We start from the raw sequence: 17,110 nt of genomic DNA on the forward strand, positions 1-17,110 counted from the left end.
CGATGTACCTTTATTTATCTCTTATTTTATTAGCTTTTACATTAAGCTTAGATAGCTGTAGTGTAGGGCTAACATATGGTTTAAGAAGCGTAAGAATTCCACTAAGATCAATTATAATTATCGGAATGTGTTCAGCGGCTGTTATGCTTGTTTCAATGGGAATTGGACATATGATCGCGAAAGTATTTTCACCTGTTATCGCAACGCGTATCGGTGGGCTTGTTCTTATTGGAATAGGGATTTGGGTATTATATCAATTTTTTCGAAGTGAGAAAAAAGAAGAATCGAAGCAAGAGGAGAAGGTCTGGAAATTAGAGATTGCCTCGCTAGGGCTAGTGATTCAAATTTTACGGAAACCGACTGTTGCAGATTTTGATAAATCAGGCACCATTTCTGCAGGAGAAGCATTACTTCTTGGTATAGCTCTTTCTGTAGATTCATTTGGTGCCGGAATTGGTGCATCTTTATTAGGGTATGCACCCGCTATGATGGCGATATTAGTTGCAGTTATGAGTTCTTTGTTTTTATTTATTGGAATGAAACTTGGAACGGTTTTATCAAATATGAAGTGGTTACAAAAATTCACATTCCTGCCTGGAGTATTACTCATCATTATTGGAATTTGGAAAATGTAAGTATGGGCGTGGAACATTAGTTTCGCGCCTTTTATTATGAGGAGGATTATTATGACAGTAGTAATTGGATTAACGGGAGGCATTGCAAGCGGAAAAAGTACGGTATCAGAAATGTTTCGTGAACTGAGCATACCAGTTATTGATGCAGATATTATTGCAAGAGAAGTTGTAGAGCAAGGAAAACCAGCATATAACAAAATAGTAGAAGTGTTTGGAGCGGAAGTGATACAACAAGATGGGGAACTGGATCGTCCAAAATTGGGAAGCATCGTTTTCTATAATGAAGAAAAACGATTGCAGTTAAATAAAATTGTGCATCCTGCAGTGCGTGAGGAAATGAATAGACAAAAGGAAATGTACATAAAAGAAGGTATGCAAGCGATTGTGTTAGATATTCCTCTCTTATTTGAAAGCAAATTAACAAGTCTCGTTGACCGCATTTTAGTTGTAGCAGTTACGCCTGATACACAATTAGAACGTTTGATGAAACGAAATGGTTTTTCGGAAGAAGAAGCGACAGCTCGTATTCAATCTCAAATGCCGTTAGCAGAAAAAGTGAAAAATGCAGATGAAGTGATAAATAATGATGGCACAATTATGGGAACGAAAACACAATTGCAGGTAATTTTAAAGAAGTGGAACATTATTGACTAAAAAATTGTGAAATTAATGAAAATGCTTAGTGACATATCCCCTTTTTGTGTTATACTATTATTGGGATTGGAGATAAATAGTATAACGCATTCAAGGGGGATAACATATTATGACTCGTGTGGCAATTAATGGATTTGGACGTATTGGGAGAATGGTATTTCGTCAAGCAATAAAAGAAAGCGCATTCGAAATTGTAGCAATCAATGCAAGCTATCCATCTGAAACGTTAGCACACTTAATTAAATATGATACAGTTCATGGCAAGTTTGACGGAACAGTAGAAGCATTTGAAGATCACTTATTAGTTGATGGAAAAATGATTCGCCTTTTAAACAACCGCGATCCAAAGGAATTGCCTTGGACAGATTTAGGTGTTGAAGTTGTAATTGAAGCAACTGGTAAATTTAATTCGAAAGAAAAAGCAATTCTTCACGTTGAAGCTGGAGCGAAAAAAGTTATTTTAACAGCGCCTGGTAAAAATGAAGATGTAACAATTGTAGTTGGTGTGAACGAAGACCAATTAGATATTACAAAACATACTGTTATTTCAAATGCATCTTGTACAACAAACTGTTTAGCGCCTGTTGTTAAGGTGTTAGATGAGCAGTTCGGAATTGAAAACGGTTTAATGACGACAGTTCACGCTTATACAAATGACCAAAAAAATATTGATAACCCACATAAAGATTTAAGAAGAGCACGTGCTTGCGGACAATCAATTATTCCGACAACGACAGGTGCTGCGAAAGCGCTAGCAAAAGTTCTTCCGCATTTAAACGGAAAACTTCATGGTATGGCACTTCGTGTACCAACGCCAAACGTGTCTCTTGTTGACTTAGTAGTAGACGTAAAACGTGATGTAACAGTTGAAGCTATTAACGATGCATTCAAAACTGTTGCAAACGGTGCGTTAAAAGGTATTGTAGAATTCAGCGAAGAGCCTTTAGTATCTATCGACTTTAATACAAATACACACTCAGCTATTATTGATGGTTTATCTACAATGGTAATGGGTGATCGTAAAGTGAAAGTACTTGCTTGGTATGATAACGAGTGGGGCTACTCTCGTCGTGTTGTAGATCTTGTAACGTTAGTTGTTGAAGAGTTAGCGAAACAAGAAAATGTGCAACACATTTAAGTGAATGAGGGAGAGGGCAAGGCAATATTTGCCCTCTTTTTTTATTTTTTTCTGAAAAGGAAAAAAATTATATAAGTATATTTTAAAAAGTGGACATACCACGAAACGTTGTGATTACTGCATTTGTGAATCGTTTATTTTTTTTAGGGAAAAGTAAAGAGGAAAATATGACAGAAAATCGAAAAAACTGTTGTTGCAAAATGAAAATAAACAAAGTATACTAACACTCGTAAACTTAAGAGCTGAGGTACGTAGTCACTACTTAAAGGGTTAGGACCTCTCTGGACTAACTTTCCCCCGTGGTAGTGGAGCAAGCCAAATTGCAAATTAGTTTTCAATTCGAACAGTTAGAATAAATTTACAAGGGGGAACTGTAGAATGGATACTATGGATACGATGGGTCGTCACGTGATCGCTGAACTTTGGGATTGCGATTTCGACAAGCTTAATGACATGCCGTATATTGAACAATTATTTGTGGATGCAGCACTAAGAGCTGGTGCTGAAGTGCGTGAGGTTGCTTTCCATAAATTTGCACCACAAGGTGTAAGTGGAGTAGTAATTATCTCAGAATCACATTTAACAATTCATAGCTTTCCGGAGCACGGTTACGCAAGTATTGATGTTTATACTTGTGGGGATCGTATTGATCCAAATGTTGCTGCAGAATATATTGCAGAAGGTTTAAACGCGAAAACGCGTGAGAGCATCGAGCTTCCTCGAGGCACTGGTAGCTTCGAAATTAAGCAGAGAGAAACAAAAGCTCTTTAAAAAAGAACATAATTGATTTAAAATGTAAAGAGGTGTATAATGCACCTCTTTTTTAGTTTATAAAAAAGGGAAAATATAACGTACTTGTTAGTTGAATAAATTGGACTCTTGCAAATGAGGTAGTGCCCTATATACCATCTTATTTTTAAGTATGAGATGATAAAGTGGTGCGCTGAAACTTAAAGTGGTAAGAGAGTTAGAATGAGTTATATAATATTGTATATATATTTTAGGTGAATTGAGTAGAGAAAAATAAAGAGTATAGTGTAAAGGAGTGAATGAATTGCGTTGTCCATCCTGTTCTCATAATGGTACAAGAGTGTTAGATTCGCGTCCGGTAGACGAGGGGCGCTCTATTCGAAGAAGAAGAGAGTGTGAAAGTTGTTTAAGTCGCTTTACGACCTTTGAAAGGGTAGAAGAGTCACCTCTTATCGTTGTTAAAAAAGAAGGCACAAGAGAAGAGTTTAATAAAGAAAAGATTTTACGCGGTTTAATTAAAGCGTGTGAAAAAAGACCAGTATCTTTAAGACAATTAGAAGAAGTAACACAAAGCGTGGAACGTGAACTGCGTAATTTAGGTATATCAGAAGTGAAAAGTGATATGATTGGTGAAATTGTTATGGAAGAACTTCGCGATATTGATGATGTTGCTTACGTACGCTTTGCTTCTGTATATCGTCAATTTAAAGATTTAAATGTATTTATTGAAGAATTAAAAGATATACTGCAAAAAGAAAGAGAGTAGAAGTTGTATTTTATTCTCTTTACATACCGTAAGTAATAGGATAAAAGAGCTAGAAGCGTAAGCTAATAGCTCTTTTTCACTAAGAATTTATATAATGAAGATAGAGCGAATGAAGTAGAGGATAGATTGGATGAGAGAAAGGAAAAGCAAGAATGGAAAAACAATCATGGATGGAGCTATTGCCGATTGATCGTTATAAAGTAAGTGCGAAAGGGCTACTGCATAATTACGACCGAAAAGTATTAACGATGTTGTATCAGCCGTTAATAGGTAGTAGAGCTTTTAGCTTATACATGACACTATGGGGGGAGCTAGAGCAAGATCGTGTATTTGGAAAAGAGAATACACATCATTCCCTTATGGTGACTATGCAAATGCAACTTCCTGAAATATATGAGGAACGAGTAAAGTTAGAGGCAATTGGGCTTTTGAAGGTATATATTAAGAAAGAAAAAGATATTCGAATGTTCATATATGAATTGCAACCACCTTTATCTCCGAAGCAGTTTTTTGATGATATTGTTTTAAGTATCTTTTTATACAATCGATTGAGTCGGACAAAATATAATCAAGTAAAGCAATATTTCTTAGAAGAAGAATTTGATTTTGCTTCTTATGAAAATGTTACGCGCTCTTTCAATGATGTGTTTGGTTCGTTTAATCCAGGACAGCTTGAGCATGCGCAAGAAGACCTTCGTATTCCAAAAACGACAACTATGCCAAGTAACGAGAAGGGAGACGCTCCGAAAGTTTTGAATGATTTCTTTGATTTCTCTTTATTTGTAGATGGATTGTCCGCTCTTGTTCCTAAAAAGGCGATTACAGATCAAGTAAGAGACTGCGTTATAACACTTGCTTACGTGTATGGTGTAGATGTGTTATCGATGCAAAATATCGTTCTTGGTGCGGTGACAGAGATGCAAACAATTGATATGGAAAGGCTTAGAAAAGGAGCGCGCGATTGGTATCAATTTGAAAATGGTCAAGCATTACCGGTACTAAGTGAAAGAGTACAGCCTCATGCTGCACGTACGATGAAAGAGAAAGAGCCTTCATCACAAGAGGAGATGCTAATAAAGCAGCTAGAGGAAATCTCGCCAAAACAACTATTGAAAGAGATTTCTGGTGGTGCAGAGGCAACGAAAGCGGACTTGCAAATTGTTGAAGATGTCATGATTAATCAAAAATTGACACCAGGAGTTGTGAATGTACTTATTTATTACGTTATGCTACGCTCAGATATGAAACTTGCGAAAACGTATGTTGAGAAGATTGCTGGGCATTGGGCACGTAAAAAGGTCGGCACAGTAGCGGACGCGATGGCGTTAGCGAAAGAAGAGAATCGTCAATATCAAGAGTGGGCTGAGACGAAGAAAAAAGGCCGTACGGCGAAGAAAACGGTACGAAAAGAAATGGTGCCAGATTGGCTTAAGGAAGAAGAGCCGAAAGAACAAGAGAAAGAAACAGCGAAGAAAGATGTAAGTGTAGAAAAAGATGCAAGTACGCTAGAAGATGAACGAAAACGATTAGAAGAAGTGTTAAAAAAATATAAGCGTGATTAATAGAAGAGAATGAACGCTCTTTGAGGTGAGAAAATGGAGCATATTCAAAATTCATTTACAAAATTAATGGAAAATGAAAACTTTAAAAATAGATATGAAGTATTAAAGGCAGAAGTAATGGCGCATCCGCGTGTGAAAGAATTTATAGACGAACATAAAGGTGAAGTAACGACTTCTATGATTGAGCGCAGTCTTGTGAAGTTATATGAATATATTGGACAAAGTGTAGGTTGCGTAGATTGTCCGGATTTGGGTGCATGTAAAAATATGCTGAAAGGGTATGAGCCAAAGCTTGTTATTCAAGGGAAAATGATTGATATTCAATACGATCGCTGCGTTAGAAAAGTAGCATATGACGAGAGAAAGAAATATGAAAAACTCGTTCAAAGTGTATATATGCCAACGGATATTTTACAGGCAACTATGGAAAACTTAGACCCTTCTGATTTAAATGCACGTATCGATGCGATTGGTGCAGCGAATGAATTTTTAAGTACATATGAACCAGGAAAAAAAGCACAAGGTTTATATTTGTACGGTAAATTTGGTGTAGGGAAAACGTACCTTTTAGGAGCAATTGCGAACGAGCTTGCTCGAAAGAAAATAAGTTCGATGCTCGTATACTTCCCGGAATTTTTACGTGAAATTAAAAGTTCGATTCAAGATAATTCGATTGGCGAAAAAATTGATGCGGTTAAACGCGTACAAGTTCTAATGTTAGATGATATCGGGGCAGAAGCGATGTCGAGCTTTGTGCGTGACGATGTGCTTGGTGCAATCTTGCAATTCCGTATGTTAGAAAACTTACCGACGTTCTTTACGTCTAATTTTGATTTTAAACAACTGGAACATCATTTAACGTATACACAGCGTGGTGAGGCTGAAGAAATGAAGGCAGCACGTATTATGGAACGAATTAAATATTTAGCGAAACCAATTCCAATTGGTGGGAAAAACCGTCGTCATAAGTAAAAGAGCAAGCTGAGAAGCTTGCTCTTTTGTATTATAGTGATATTTTCTTTTCAAATATGAGATCGAAATATTCAGGTTGTCCAGAACTGCCAATCGTAGGGGCAACAATCTGTACGAACCTCCAGTCATCTCTAGCATGTTCTTGAATAATTTCTTGGTAGTCTTCAGCTAGTTTTGAGCGAGTGAGCCCCCAATGAAATTCGACTTTTACGAATTTATATTCAAACATTCAGATACCTCCCTTTAGTAATAAGTAAAGTATACAATAAAAAAATTCATAGTAGCTTGTATCATTTTTTTCTCCCTCCCTTAATATATATAAAATTAGCAAGCCATATTGAGTGGATTTTCTAACGATAGGAAATGTAATTCTACTAAGAGTGAACTTCACGCGGAAAGGACTCTTATAGGATTTGTAACGTATAGATACAGTCCTTTAGAGCAGGGATAAAAGGGGGGACAAAAGTGATTGAAATTTGCTTCGAAGAAAAAAATGATGCTATGCACGTATATAGACAATTGCTGAAAAGAGCGGAAGTATTATATAAGGAAACGAGTGTGTATTTACAGGAACAAAAAGTGGTGATTCACATACCAGTACGTGAATCGAATTATATTGAAAAGATCTTATTGCCGGTAATGGTGTATTTTATTGTGAATGTGAAACAAAATGAGTGGATTTATACGATCTTAAAAGAAAAGTTTTTTTATGAAGAACAAGAAGAGTGTCATCAAATATTGCACATGGCACATGAGATTTTAAAGGGAAGAAGAAAAGGGGTAGCTCAGGATTTAACGCGTAACGCATTTGAGTCATATATTAAGTCTTCTTTAAATAATTGGCTTTGTGATCCACTCTCATTCTCGTTTTCATCATATATCCGTTTTCGTCTTCGTACATATAGGGAAATGGTGGCTAAACTTGCGGAAGTGGCAATTGATGAGTATAAGATGGAACAAGAATACCAAATGTTTATTGAGACGCTTCGGCAACAAGTGAGTAGCCGTAAATCACGATTGTCCTGTGTGCATCTTGTTTTTGATGAAAGCTTTATCTTTTATGATGATAAAGGTAGACGTTTAAAACAGGAGAAGTTGGTCCAATATATAGATGAGGAATTATTAAAACAAAATGATGTATATATTGATACGAAAGTAATTGCGCCGCTTCTTTCTATTTCGCCAAAAAAGATTTATTTATATACGAAAGAACAAGACCATAATATGATTATTACTTTGCGAAATGTGTTTCAAGAACGGGTCCAATTACATGGATTACATGATTTTGAGCGCAATGTGAAAAATTTAAAAAATAAAGGTAACGCCCTTGATTTTCTAAGTTTTTGAGCATATAATTACCTACATAAATGAAATATATTGAAATGTCATGATGAGGACATGAGTAGTTTTCTACGATTTTCAGAGAGGGAAGCCTTAGGGTGTGAGCTTCCTATTACGGGATTATTACTTACCACCTCTAAACTTTAGCAGTGAACGATTCTTTTAGTAATTGCTAACGGACAACACCGTTATGTTGAACTTGAGCAATTAACGATTATGTTAATTGGAACAAGGGTGGAACCACGAATTCAACACTCGTCCCTTTTTACGGGATGAGTGTTTTTTATTTTGAGAAAAAGAGGAGTGACCAGTGATGGCAGATGTAGTTAAAATTACTTTCCCTGATGGAGCTGTGAAGGAGTTTCCAAAAGGCGTAACAACTGAAGAAATCGCAGCTTCTATTAGCCCAGGCTTAAAGAAAAAAGCTGTGGCTGGAAAATTAAACGATGAGATGATTGATCTTGTTACACCAATCGAAGAAGATGGAGCAGTTTCTATTATTACATTAGATTCTGAAGATGGCTTATACATTTTACGCCATTCAACAGCCCACCTATTAGCACAAGCGTTAAAACGTTTATATAAAGATGTTAAGCTTGAACTTGGTATTGGTCCAGTAATCGAAAATGGCTTCTACTACGATATTGATATGGAAGAAGCAATTACAGTTGAAGACTTCAAGAAAATCGAAAAAGAAATGCAAAAAATCGTGAACGAGAACTTAGAAATCGTTCGTCACGAAGTACCACGTGCAGAAGCACTTCGTCGCTTTGAAGAAATTGGTGATGAGTTAAAATTAGATTTAATTAACGATCTTCCAGAGGATGCAGTTATTTCAATCTATGAGCAAGGCGAATTCTTCGACCTTTGCCGTGGTGTTCACCTTCCATCTACAGGGAAAATTAAAGTGTTTAAATTATTAAGCGTTGCAGGTGCTTACTGGCGCGGCGATAGCAATAATAAAATGTTACAACGTATTTACGGTACTGCATTCGTTAAGAAAGCAGAATTAGATGAGCACTTACGTATGCTTGAAGAAGCGAAAGAGCGCGATCACCGTAAATTAGGTAAAGAATTAAAACTATTTACTAATAGCCAAAAAGTAGGACAAGGTTTACCACTTTGGTTACCAAAGGGTGCAACAATTCGTCGTATTATCGAGCGTTACATCGTTGATAAAGAAGCAAGCTTAGGCTATGATCACGTATACACTCCAGTATTAGGAAGTAGAGAGTTATATGAAACTTCTGGTCACTGGAATCACTACCGTGATGGCATGTTCCCATCAATGGAAATGGATAATGAAGAATTAGTTCTTCGTCCAATGAACTGTCCTCACCATATGATGGTTTATAAAAATGATATTCACAGCTACCGTGAATTACCAATCCGTATTGCGGAACTTGGAACAATGCACCGTTATGAAATGTCAGGTGCGTTATCTGGATTACAACGTGTACGCGGAATGACTTTAAACGATGCGCACATTTTCGTTCGTCCAGATCAAATTAAAGAAGAGTTAAAACGTGTTGTAAACTTAACGCTAGAAGTGTACAAAGATTTCGGTTTAGAGAACTACTCATTCCGTCTATCTTATCGCGACCCAGCAGATACTAAAAAGTATTATGCGGATGATGAGATGTGGGAAAAAGCACAAGGTATGTTAAAAGAAGCTATGGATGAAATGGGTCTTGATTACTATGAAGCTGAAGGTGAAGCGGCATTCTACGGTCCAAAACTTGATGTTCAAGTCCGTACTGCTCTTGGAAAAGACGAAACACTTTCAACTGTACAATTAGACTTCTTACTTCCAGAACGCTTTGAATTAACTTATGTTGGCGAAGACGGTAAGCAACATCGTCCAGTTGTAATTCACCGTGGTGTTGTATCAACTATGGAACGCTTCGTAGCCTTCTTAATTGAAGAATACAAAGGTGCATTCCCAACTTGGTTAGCTCCAGTTCAAGTACAAGTAATTCCAGTTTCTCCGCAAGTACATTTAGACTATGCGAAGAAAGTACAAGACGAATTGCGTCGTGCGGGTATCCGTGTTGAATTAGACACTCGTGAAGAGAAGATCGGTTACAAAATCCGTGAAGCACAAATGCAAAAAATTCCGTACATGCTTGTAGTAGGTGACAATGAAGTAACTGAAAACGGCGTAAACGTACGTAAATATGGTGAACAAAAATCAGAAACAATCGCATTAGATGCTTTTGTTGACATGATTAAAGTAGAAGGAAAACGATAAGAAAAAGCCGCGGTATACCGCGGCTTTTTTATGTAATATACTTGAGGAGAATTAGAAAAAATAACCATGTAACACTTATCATAAAAAAGTATTGCAAGTATGTTAGTTGTTTGTTACAATATTTCTTGTTGTTAGTAAAACACATCGCGTCTTCTTGACAGACGTCATGTCCTATGATAAACTCATCAAGGATAATAGAATATTGTTTTGTGGAACAAGTAGAAGCACCCGCTTCTCACCTGATGGACGCATTCGCAGTTAGCAGGTAAATGTATTTCTTACTTAAGATTTTACAAGTGTGGGTGTCGTATGCCCGCACTTTTTTTTGTCGGGTTCTATGACTACAAAATATGTTCTGAGAAAACCTTGGAGGTGGCTTACTATTAGCAAGGATATGATGATTAACGAGCAAATTCGTGCACGTGAAGTACGTTTAGTTGGCGCAAATGGCGATCAACTTGGAATCAAGTCTCGTAATGACGCTTTAGACTTAGCTGCAAATCTTAATCTTGATTTAGTATTAGTTGCTCCAAATGCGAAACCGCCAGTATGCCGCATTATGGACTACGGTAAATTCCGCTTTGAGCAACAGAAGAAAGAAAAAGAGCAGCGCAAAAATCAAAAAGTAATTAGCATGAAAGAAGTTCGTTTAAGTCCAACAATTGATGAACACGACTTTAACACAAAACTTCGTAATGCTATCAAGTTTTTAGAGAAAGGCGACAAGGTTAAAGCGTCAATTCGCTTTAAAGGACGTGCCATTACTCATAAAGAAATCGGTCAACGTGTTTTAGATCGCTTCTCAGAAGCTTGTGCTGAAGTTAGTACAGTTGAATCTAAGCCTAAAATGGAAGGACGCAGTATGTTCTTAGTTTTAGCACCGAAAAACGATAAGTAATAGATAGAGGAGGAAATACCTATGCCTAAACAAAAAACTCATCGCGGCGCTGCAAAGCGTTTCAAAAAGACTGGATCAGGTAAACTGAAACGTTCTCACGCTTACACAAGCCATTTATTCGCTAACAAATCTACAAAAGCTAAACGTAAACTACGTAAAGCTGGTGTAGTAAGCGCTGGTGACTTCAAACGCATTCGTCAAATGCTTGACAACTTAAAATAAGTTCGGCTGATATATAGAACAATTAGGAGGTAATATTATGCCAAGAGTAAAAGGTGGTACAGTTACTCGTCAACGTCGTAAAAAAGTTATAAAATTAGCAAAAGGTTACTACGGTTCAAAAAATACATTATTCAAGGTTGCTAACCAACAGGTTATGAAATCTCTAATGTATGCATTCCGTGACCGTCGTCAAAAGAAACGTGACTTCCGTAAATTATGGATCACACGTATCAACGCAGCAGCTCGTATGAATGGTCTTTCTTACAGCCGCTTAATGCACGGTTTAAAAAATGCTGGCATCGAAGTTAACCGCAAGATGCTTGCTGACTTAGCTGTTCATGACGAAAAAGCTTTCGCTGAATTAGCAACAGTTGCAAAAAACAACATTAACTAATTAATTAGTTGAAACCTTAGAAGAATTTTCTTCTAAGGTTTTTTGTTTGTATTCAGAGAGAAGTTTGAAGTTCTAAAGACTAACGGATGTGTTGTTATCGATATGACAAAATCAACATAAAAACTATAGTGATATAGAAGAATATATATATGAAGTCAGGAGAATCCTCCTGGCTTTTTTTAATTATGCACGTTTGGAAAGAAGAGTATCTTTCCTAGCCGAAACGACACTGCTATAATGGAAAGATGATATGGAACTTTCATCAGATGAACAATTTAAGAGTGATGACTGAAACGTATTTGCAAATTAAGGACAAGCTATTTTATAAAGAGGTAGATAGCTGACTTATTCATAAGAACTGAAACATAATAATGAACTTTGAGATGAAACAACATTGTTGCGTAACATGCGATGTTGGAGGAGGACAATAGAATGGACTTACTACAACTATTTAAATTACAAAAAGAATTAGATGACCGTATTGCAAAAGAACATGACTTACAACCGAAAAAATTGTTAAAAGAAAAAATGTTAGCTCTTCTTGTAGAAATTGGAGAACTTGCAAATGAAACACGTTGTTTTAAATATTGGAGCAACAAACCAGCTTCGGAACGTGAAGTAATATTAGAAGAATACGTAGATGGTTTGCATTTTATTTTATCAATCGGAATTGATTTAGGTATTGATAAAAACTTCCTATTCTATAAATGTGCACAAACGAATAAAACACAAGTGGAAATTTTCTTAGACACATATGCGAAAGTAATTCGTTTTACAGATCAACCATCTATTACAAACTATATTGAATTATTTACGAGCTATCTTCGACTTGGACAAGCACTTGAATTTGAGCAAGAAGAGATTGAAAAAGCGTATTTAGATAAAAATGAAGTTAATCATCAGCGTCAAACACAAGGATACTAATTTAATTTTTGAATATTTCAATTTAATTATTGTATAATGAATTGACTGAAGAAAAAGGAGGGTGTTGGCAATGACAAAATTAGACGCGACATTGACAATGCTAAAAGAATTAACGGATGCACGTGGTATTGCTGGTAATGAACGTGAGCCACGTGAAGTAATGAAGAAATATATTGAGCCGTTTGCGGACGAACTTTCTACTGATAATTTAGGAAGTTTAGTTGCGAAAAAAGTAGGGGAAGAAAACGGCCCAAAAATTATGGTTGCAGGTCATTTAGATGAAGTTGGCTTTATGATTACGCAAATTGATGACAAAGGTTTCCTTCGTTTCCAAACGGTTGGTGGCTGGTGGTCACAAGTTATGCTTGCACAGCGCGTGACGATTGTAACGCGTAAAGGAGATGTAACAGGTGTAATTGGTTCAAAACCACCGCACATTTTACCTCCAGAAGCACGTAAAAAGCCAGTTGAAATTAAAGACATGTTCATCGATATTGGTGCTTCTAGCCAAGAAGAAGCGATGGAGTGGGGCGTACGACCAGGAGATCAAGTTGTACCTTATTTTGAATTCCAAGTGATGAAAAATGAAAAAATGTTGCTCGCAAAAGCATGGGATAACCGAATCGGTTGTGCAATTGCAATTGACGTATTAAAACAATTAAAAGATGAAAAGCATCCAAACGTTGTATACGGCGTTGGAACTGTACAAGAAGAAGTTGGTCTTCGTGGCGCAAAAACATCTGCGAATTATATTAAACCAGATATCGCGTTCGCAGTAGATGTTGGTATCGCTGGAGATACACCGGGTGTAACGTCAAAAGAAGCGCAAAGTAAAATGGGCGATGGACCACAAATCATTTTATATGATGCTTCTGTTATTGGACATACAGGTTTACGTGATTTCGTAGTTGATGTTGCTGATGAATTACAAATCCCGTATCAATATGATTCAGTAGCCGGCGGGGGAACTGATGCGGGTGCGATTCACATTGCTGTAAACGGTATTCCTTCTATGGCAATTACAATTGCAACACGCTATATCCATTCACATGCAGCAATGTTACACCGTGATGATTATGAAAATGCAGTAAAGTTAATTGTAGAAGTTATTAAACGTCTTGATAAGGATGCTGTACATAACATTACATTTAATTAATAGAAAAAGCGAAGGAGATTTTCCTTCGCTTTTTTGTGTTTTAAAAAGGTCGCTCTAATCCCGCTGCAGTATGAGCGCCTAAAATAATTAAACGAGTTAATTGCATCGCCATAAAATGCGGGGTATATATCATTCCTCTTTTTAACCATGACATAATCATTCCGATGTGAGCCCCTGTCACATAACTAATCAAAATATCACGAGGAACCATAAGATCTTCGTCATCTGGTTGTGAAATAGACAAGCTTAATGTTAAATGCACTTGTATCGTTTTCATCATTTTATAAGAATAGTTTCCGGCAGCCTTATCCCCAAGCATAACGTTATAGAAGTTCACGTTTTCTGCGATATGTTCGAATAAAGCCAAAAATGTAGGATGAGGTGAATCGAATGTAAGTTGAAAATCTTCTTTATTTCTATTTTTCGGTTTAATTACTTCTGCTAGCTTCTCTAACATTTCTTCAATACTTTTGTCTAATAGGTCATATTTATCATGGTAATGGCTATAAAATGTAGCACGATTTACTGGAGCGCGTTCTGCGATATGTTGCACAGTTACATTTTCAAAGCCTTTTTCGCCTACTAAAGCGACAAAAGCATCCTGAATGAGTTGTCTCGTTCGCTTTACACGTGGATCATTTGTATTTTTAATAGACATTTTACTTCTCCTCGTTTAATTTTCTATACTTAAACAACATATTGGTATTATATTGTTGTTTAAGCAACATTTCATGCGTAAATTGTCGGTTGTAGATTCAAAATAATTATTTATAATTATAAACGATAGTCCTTCAGAAATCAGCACCGCTCGCAGGTAGATAAGTTTCGATTTACGCTGCAGATGGTGTGATTTTTTTGTTAAAAGGTTAATATAATTAACAATTAAACAATCTAAACAATAAGGACATAAATAGTTTAGAAAAAAATTATATGCGATATAAGGAGAGGAATGCAATGAATCAGTTTCGAAGAATGGTAATTATCAACATTATCACATTAATTGTACTAGTTGGCGGCGGTATTGGCGGTTATTACTATTACAACCAAACGGAAAATTACTTGAAAACAGACAATGCAAAGATTGATGGAAAGGTAATTCCGGTTGCTTCGCCAGTAGCAGGTAAACTAACTGACTGGAAAGCTGAAGTAGGAAAAAATTATAATGAGAACGATAAATTAGGTGCTGTTACTGTAGCGGCAGCTAATGGAGAACAAACAGTAGATGTAACAATTCCACAAAATGCAACGGTTGTACAATCAAACGCAACAACAAATGCTTTCGTTGGAGCTGGTAGCCCGATTGCTTACGCATTCGATATGAACAATTTATGGGTAACAGCAAACATTGAAGAAACAGTGATTGATGATGTTCAAAAAGGTCAAACAGTAGATGTATATGTAGATGCATACCCAGATACAACGTTAACAGGGAAAGTAGAACAAGTTGGATTAACAACAGCAAATACATTCTCAATGTTACCATCAAGTAATGCAACAGCGAACTATACGAAAGTAAAGCAAGTTGTACCAGTTAAAATTTCTTTAGATCATAGTAAATCAGTAAATATTGTTCCTGGAATGAATGTGTCAGTTCGTATTCATAAGTAAGGGGGAGATGAGATGTCCTCAATTACAATTGTAGGATATGCACTATTTTGTATAATCGTCTTCTTCCTTGTAAATCGTCTTTTACGAAAGAAAAAAACGAACGTGGGAGAAGAACAAGTCCCAGCCGTAAGTAAAATAGAAGTAAGTAAGCTAGAAGCAGAAGAAAAAGAAAATGAACAAAAGCAAGAAGTAGAAATTTCTAATGTAGTTGAATTAGAAACAGGCAAGCAAGAAGAAGTAAAACAAGAAAAAGAAATGCCGAAAAAACAAACGTCTATGCCTATAGAGAATGTGAATGTAAAAGCAGTTGTAACAGTATTAATTCTCGGCATGTTCGTTTCTATTTTAAACCAAACAATCATTAACGTTGCATTGCCTCCGTTAATGAATGAATTTAACGTATCAACTTCAACGGCGCAATGGTTAATTACAGGATTTATGCTTGTAAATGGTATTTTAGTACCGATTAGTGCCTTTTTAGTTTCACGATTTACGTATCGTAAATTATTTGTAGCAGCAATGTTATTCTTCACTGTAGGGTCTATCATTTGTGCTATATCAGGAAACTTTACAATGATGATGACAGGTCGTATTATTCAAGCGGTCGGTGCAGGTATTTTAATGCCAGTTGGTATGAACATCTTTATGACGTTATTCCCGCCTCATAAGCGCGGAGCAGCGATGGGATTACTAGGTGTTGCAATGATTTTAGCGCCAGCTATTGGACCAACTGTAACAGGCTGGGTTATTGAAAACTATAGCTGGAATTTAATGTTCTATGCGATGTTTATTATCGGTTTAATTATTACGTTCCTATCTTTAAAATTCTTTACACTCGCTCAGCCAGTGTCTAAAACGAAATTAGATGTATTTGGTGTAATTAGTTCAAGTATTGGACTAGGTAGCTTACTGTACGGATTTAGTGAGGCTGGAAATAATAGTTGGACTAGTGCAGAAGTTGTTATTTCACTTATCATTGGTGTAATTGGTTTAGCATTATTTATTTGGAGAGAGTTAACAACGGACAATAAAATGCTTGATTTACAAGTGTTTAAATACCCAGTATTTACTTTTACTTTAGTAATTAATGCAATCGTTACGATGGCATTATTCGGAGGTATGTTATTACTTCCAGTATATCTGCAAAATATTCGCGGCTTTACGCCAATTGAATCAGGTTTACTACTTCTTCCAGGATCATTAATTATGGGGATCATGGGACCAGTAGCGGGTAAATTATTCGATAAATATGGCATTCGTCCATTAGCGATAATTGGATTGGCAATTACGACCTATGCGACATATGAATTTACAAAATTATCGATGGATACACCGTATAGTGTTATTATGACGGATTATATTATACGTTCAATTGGTATGTCATTCATTATGATGCCAATTATGACAGCTGGTATGAACGCACTGCCGATGAAATTAATTTCTCACGGTACAGCAACGCAAAATACGTCAAGACAAGTAGCTGGTTCAATCGGAACAGCGATTTTAATCACACTTATGACGCAACAAACAACTGCTCACGTAGCAGATTACGGCAACATGTTAACAACTTCAAACCCAATATTAGTTGATAAAGTACACGGCATGGGTCAAAGCTTAGCTGCTTTAGCTGGATCAGCTCAAGCAGGAGATGCGATGAGCACACAACTATTATATGGACAAATTTCAAAGCTATCTGCAATTAACGGTATTAACGATGCCTTCTTAATTGCAACGATACTAGCAGGTATTGCTTGGGTGTTATCGTTCTTCTTACAATCAGGCAATAAACCAAATAGAAAAGCAGGGAATTAATTTCCCTGCTTTTTGTTTTCCTATAAA

The 17,110-nt window shown here is 36.4% G+C and carries 18 protein-coding genes and 2 other annotated features; of the genes, 16 read left to right on the plus strand and 2 right to left on the minus strand.

The window, feature by feature from the left end; translation table 11 throughout:
* Positions 1-2: 2 nt before the first annotated feature.
* The 7 genes from ytaF (at position 3) to dnaI (ending at position 6,477) form a co-directional block, all read left to right on the plus strand.
* Positions 3-635, plus strand: a complete 633-nt coding sequence (gene ytaF, locus RT27_RS04690; RefSeq protein ID WP_029443390.1) for a sporulation membrane protein YtaF — start codon at positions 3-5, stop codon at positions 633-635.
* 51 nt (positions 636-686) lie between these two features.
* The gene (gene coaE, locus RT27_RS04695; RefSeq protein WP_029443389.1) at positions 687-1,289 is read left to right on the plus strand and encodes a dephospho-CoA kinase; all 603 of its coding nucleotides are present in this window, start codon (positions 687-689) and stop codon (positions 1,287-1,289) included.
* A 109-nt stretch (positions 1,290-1,398) separates the two neighbouring features.
* Entirely contained in the window at positions 1,399-2,427 is a 1,029-nt protein-coding gene (locus RT27_RS04700) for a glyceraldehyde-3-phosphate dehydrogenase (RefSeq protein WP_000198974.1), read from the plus strand.
* A 387-nt stretch (positions 2,428-2,814) separates the two neighbouring features.
* On the plus strand, positions 2,815-3,198 hold the full coding sequence (speD, locus tag RT27_RS04705; protein WP_002003660.1) for an adenosylmethionine decarboxylase: 384 nt from the start codon (positions 2,815-2,817) through the stop codon (positions 3,196-3,198).
* Positions 3,199-3,481: 283 nt separating this feature from the next.
* On the plus strand, positions 3,482-3,943 hold the full coding sequence (gene nrdR / locus RT27_RS04710; protein ID WP_001203687.1) for a transcriptional regulator NrdR: 462 nt from the start codon (positions 3,482-3,484) through the stop codon (positions 3,941-3,943).
* Positions 3,944-4,095: 152 nt separating this feature from the next.
* A complete protein-coding gene (locus tag RT27_RS04715; RefSeq protein ID WP_043935409.1) occupies positions 4,096-5,505 on the plus strand; it encodes a replication initiation and membrane attachment family protein in 1,410 nt (469 codons plus the stop codon).
* A 33-nt stretch (positions 5,506-5,538) separates the two neighbouring features.
* Positions 5,539-6,477 (plus strand): primosomal protein DnaI, encoded by a 939-nt coding sequence (gene dnaI, locus RT27_RS04720; RefSeq protein ID WP_016080106.1) that lies wholly within the window; start codon positions 5,539-5,541, stop codon positions 6,475-6,477.
* A 31-nt stretch (positions 6,478-6,508) separates the two neighbouring features.
* On the opposite strand, the gene RT27_RS04725 is transcribed toward dnaI, so the two are convergent.
* Positions 6,509-6,706 (minus strand): DUF4177 domain-containing protein, encoded by a 198-nt coding sequence (locus RT27_RS04725; protein ID WP_000464454.1) that lies wholly within the window; start codon positions 6,704-6,706, stop codon positions 6,509-6,511.
* Positions 6,707-6,942: 236 nt separating this feature from the next.
* On the opposite strand from RT27_RS04725, the gene ytxC reads away from it, so the two are divergent.
* The 7 genes from ytxC to RT27_RS04760 all read left to right on the plus strand — a co-directional run bounded on the left by ytxC (position 6,943) and on the right by RT27_RS04760 (position 13,663).
* Positions 6,943-7,824: a putative sporulation protein YtxC gene (gene ytxC / locus RT27_RS04730; RefSeq protein ID WP_016080107.1), complete on the plus strand. Its 882-nt coding sequence runs from the start codon at positions 6,943-6,945 to the stop codon at positions 7,822-7,824.
* 31 nt (positions 7,825-7,855) lie between these two features.
* Positions 7,856-8,084, plus strand: a binding site (T-box leader).
* 47 nt (positions 8,085-8,131) lie between these two features.
* A complete protein-coding gene (thrS, locus tag RT27_RS04735; RefSeq protein ID WP_000786077.1) occupies positions 8,132-10,069 on the plus strand; it encodes a threonine--tRNA ligase in 1,938 nt (645 codons plus the stop codon).
* Between the two features lie 210 nt (positions 10,070-10,279).
* Positions 10,280-10,400: a sequence feature (ribosomal protein L20 leader region), on the plus strand.
* Positions 10,401-10,463: 63 nt separating this feature from the next.
* Positions 10,464-10,967: a translation initiation factor IF-3 gene (gene infC, locus RT27_RS04740; protein ID WP_000973215.1), complete on the plus strand. Its 504-nt coding sequence runs from the start codon at positions 10,464-10,466 to the stop codon at positions 10,965-10,967.
* A 21-nt stretch (positions 10,968-10,988) separates the two neighbouring features.
* Positions 10,989-11,189, plus strand: coding sequence for a 50S ribosomal protein L35 (gene rpmI, locus RT27_RS04745; protein WP_001125945.1), 201 nt, complete (start codon positions 10,989-10,991; stop codon positions 11,187-11,189).
* A 37-nt stretch (positions 11,190-11,226) separates the two neighbouring features.
* A complete protein-coding gene (gene rplT / locus RT27_RS04750; RefSeq protein WP_001138362.1) occupies positions 11,227-11,583 on the plus strand; it encodes a 50S ribosomal protein L20 in 357 nt (118 codons plus the stop codon).
* A 432-nt stretch (positions 11,584-12,015) separates the two neighbouring features.
* On the plus strand, positions 12,016-12,507 hold the full coding sequence (locus RT27_RS04755; RefSeq protein ID WP_000365050.1) for a dUTP diphosphatase: 492 nt from the start codon (positions 12,016-12,018) through the stop codon (positions 12,505-12,507).
* A gap of 70 nt (positions 12,508-12,577) precedes the next feature.
* The gene (locus RT27_RS04760; RefSeq protein WP_000163554.1) at positions 12,578-13,663 is read left to right on the plus strand and encodes a M42 family metallopeptidase; all 1,086 of its coding nucleotides are present in this window, start codon (positions 12,578-12,580) and stop codon (positions 13,661-13,663) included.
* A gap of 40 nt (positions 13,664-13,703) precedes the next feature.
* Here the strand turns inward: RT27_RS04760 and RT27_RS04765 are convergent, their stop codons facing one another.
* Positions 13,704-14,321: a TetR/AcrR family transcriptional regulator C-terminal domain-containing protein gene (locus RT27_RS04765; RefSeq protein WP_000023661.1), complete on the minus strand. Its 618-nt coding sequence runs from the start codon at positions 14,319-14,321 to the stop codon at positions 13,704-13,706.
* Positions 14,322-14,617: 296 nt separating this feature from the next.
* Here RT27_RS04765 and RT27_RS04770 point away from each other — a divergent pair, with 296 nt between their 5' ends.
* On the plus strand, positions 14,618-15,271 hold the full coding sequence (locus RT27_RS04770; RefSeq protein WP_016080108.1) for an HlyD family efflux transporter periplasmic adaptor subunit: 654 nt from the start codon (positions 14,618-14,620) through the stop codon (positions 15,269-15,271).
* Between the two features lie 12 nt (positions 15,272-15,283).
* Positions 15,284-17,083 (plus strand): DHA2 family efflux MFS transporter permease subunit, encoded by a 1,800-nt coding sequence (locus tag RT27_RS04775; RefSeq protein WP_016080109.1) that lies wholly within the window; start codon positions 15,284-15,286, stop codon positions 17,081-17,083.
* Positions 17,084-17,110: the final 27 nt, after the last annotated feature.

Origin of the sequence: Bacillus sp. L_1B0_5, assembly GCF_000836715.1 — a bacterium.
GTDB lineage: Bacteria > Bacillota > Bacilli > Bacillales > Bacillaceae_G > Bacillus_A > Bacillus_A thuringiensis_S.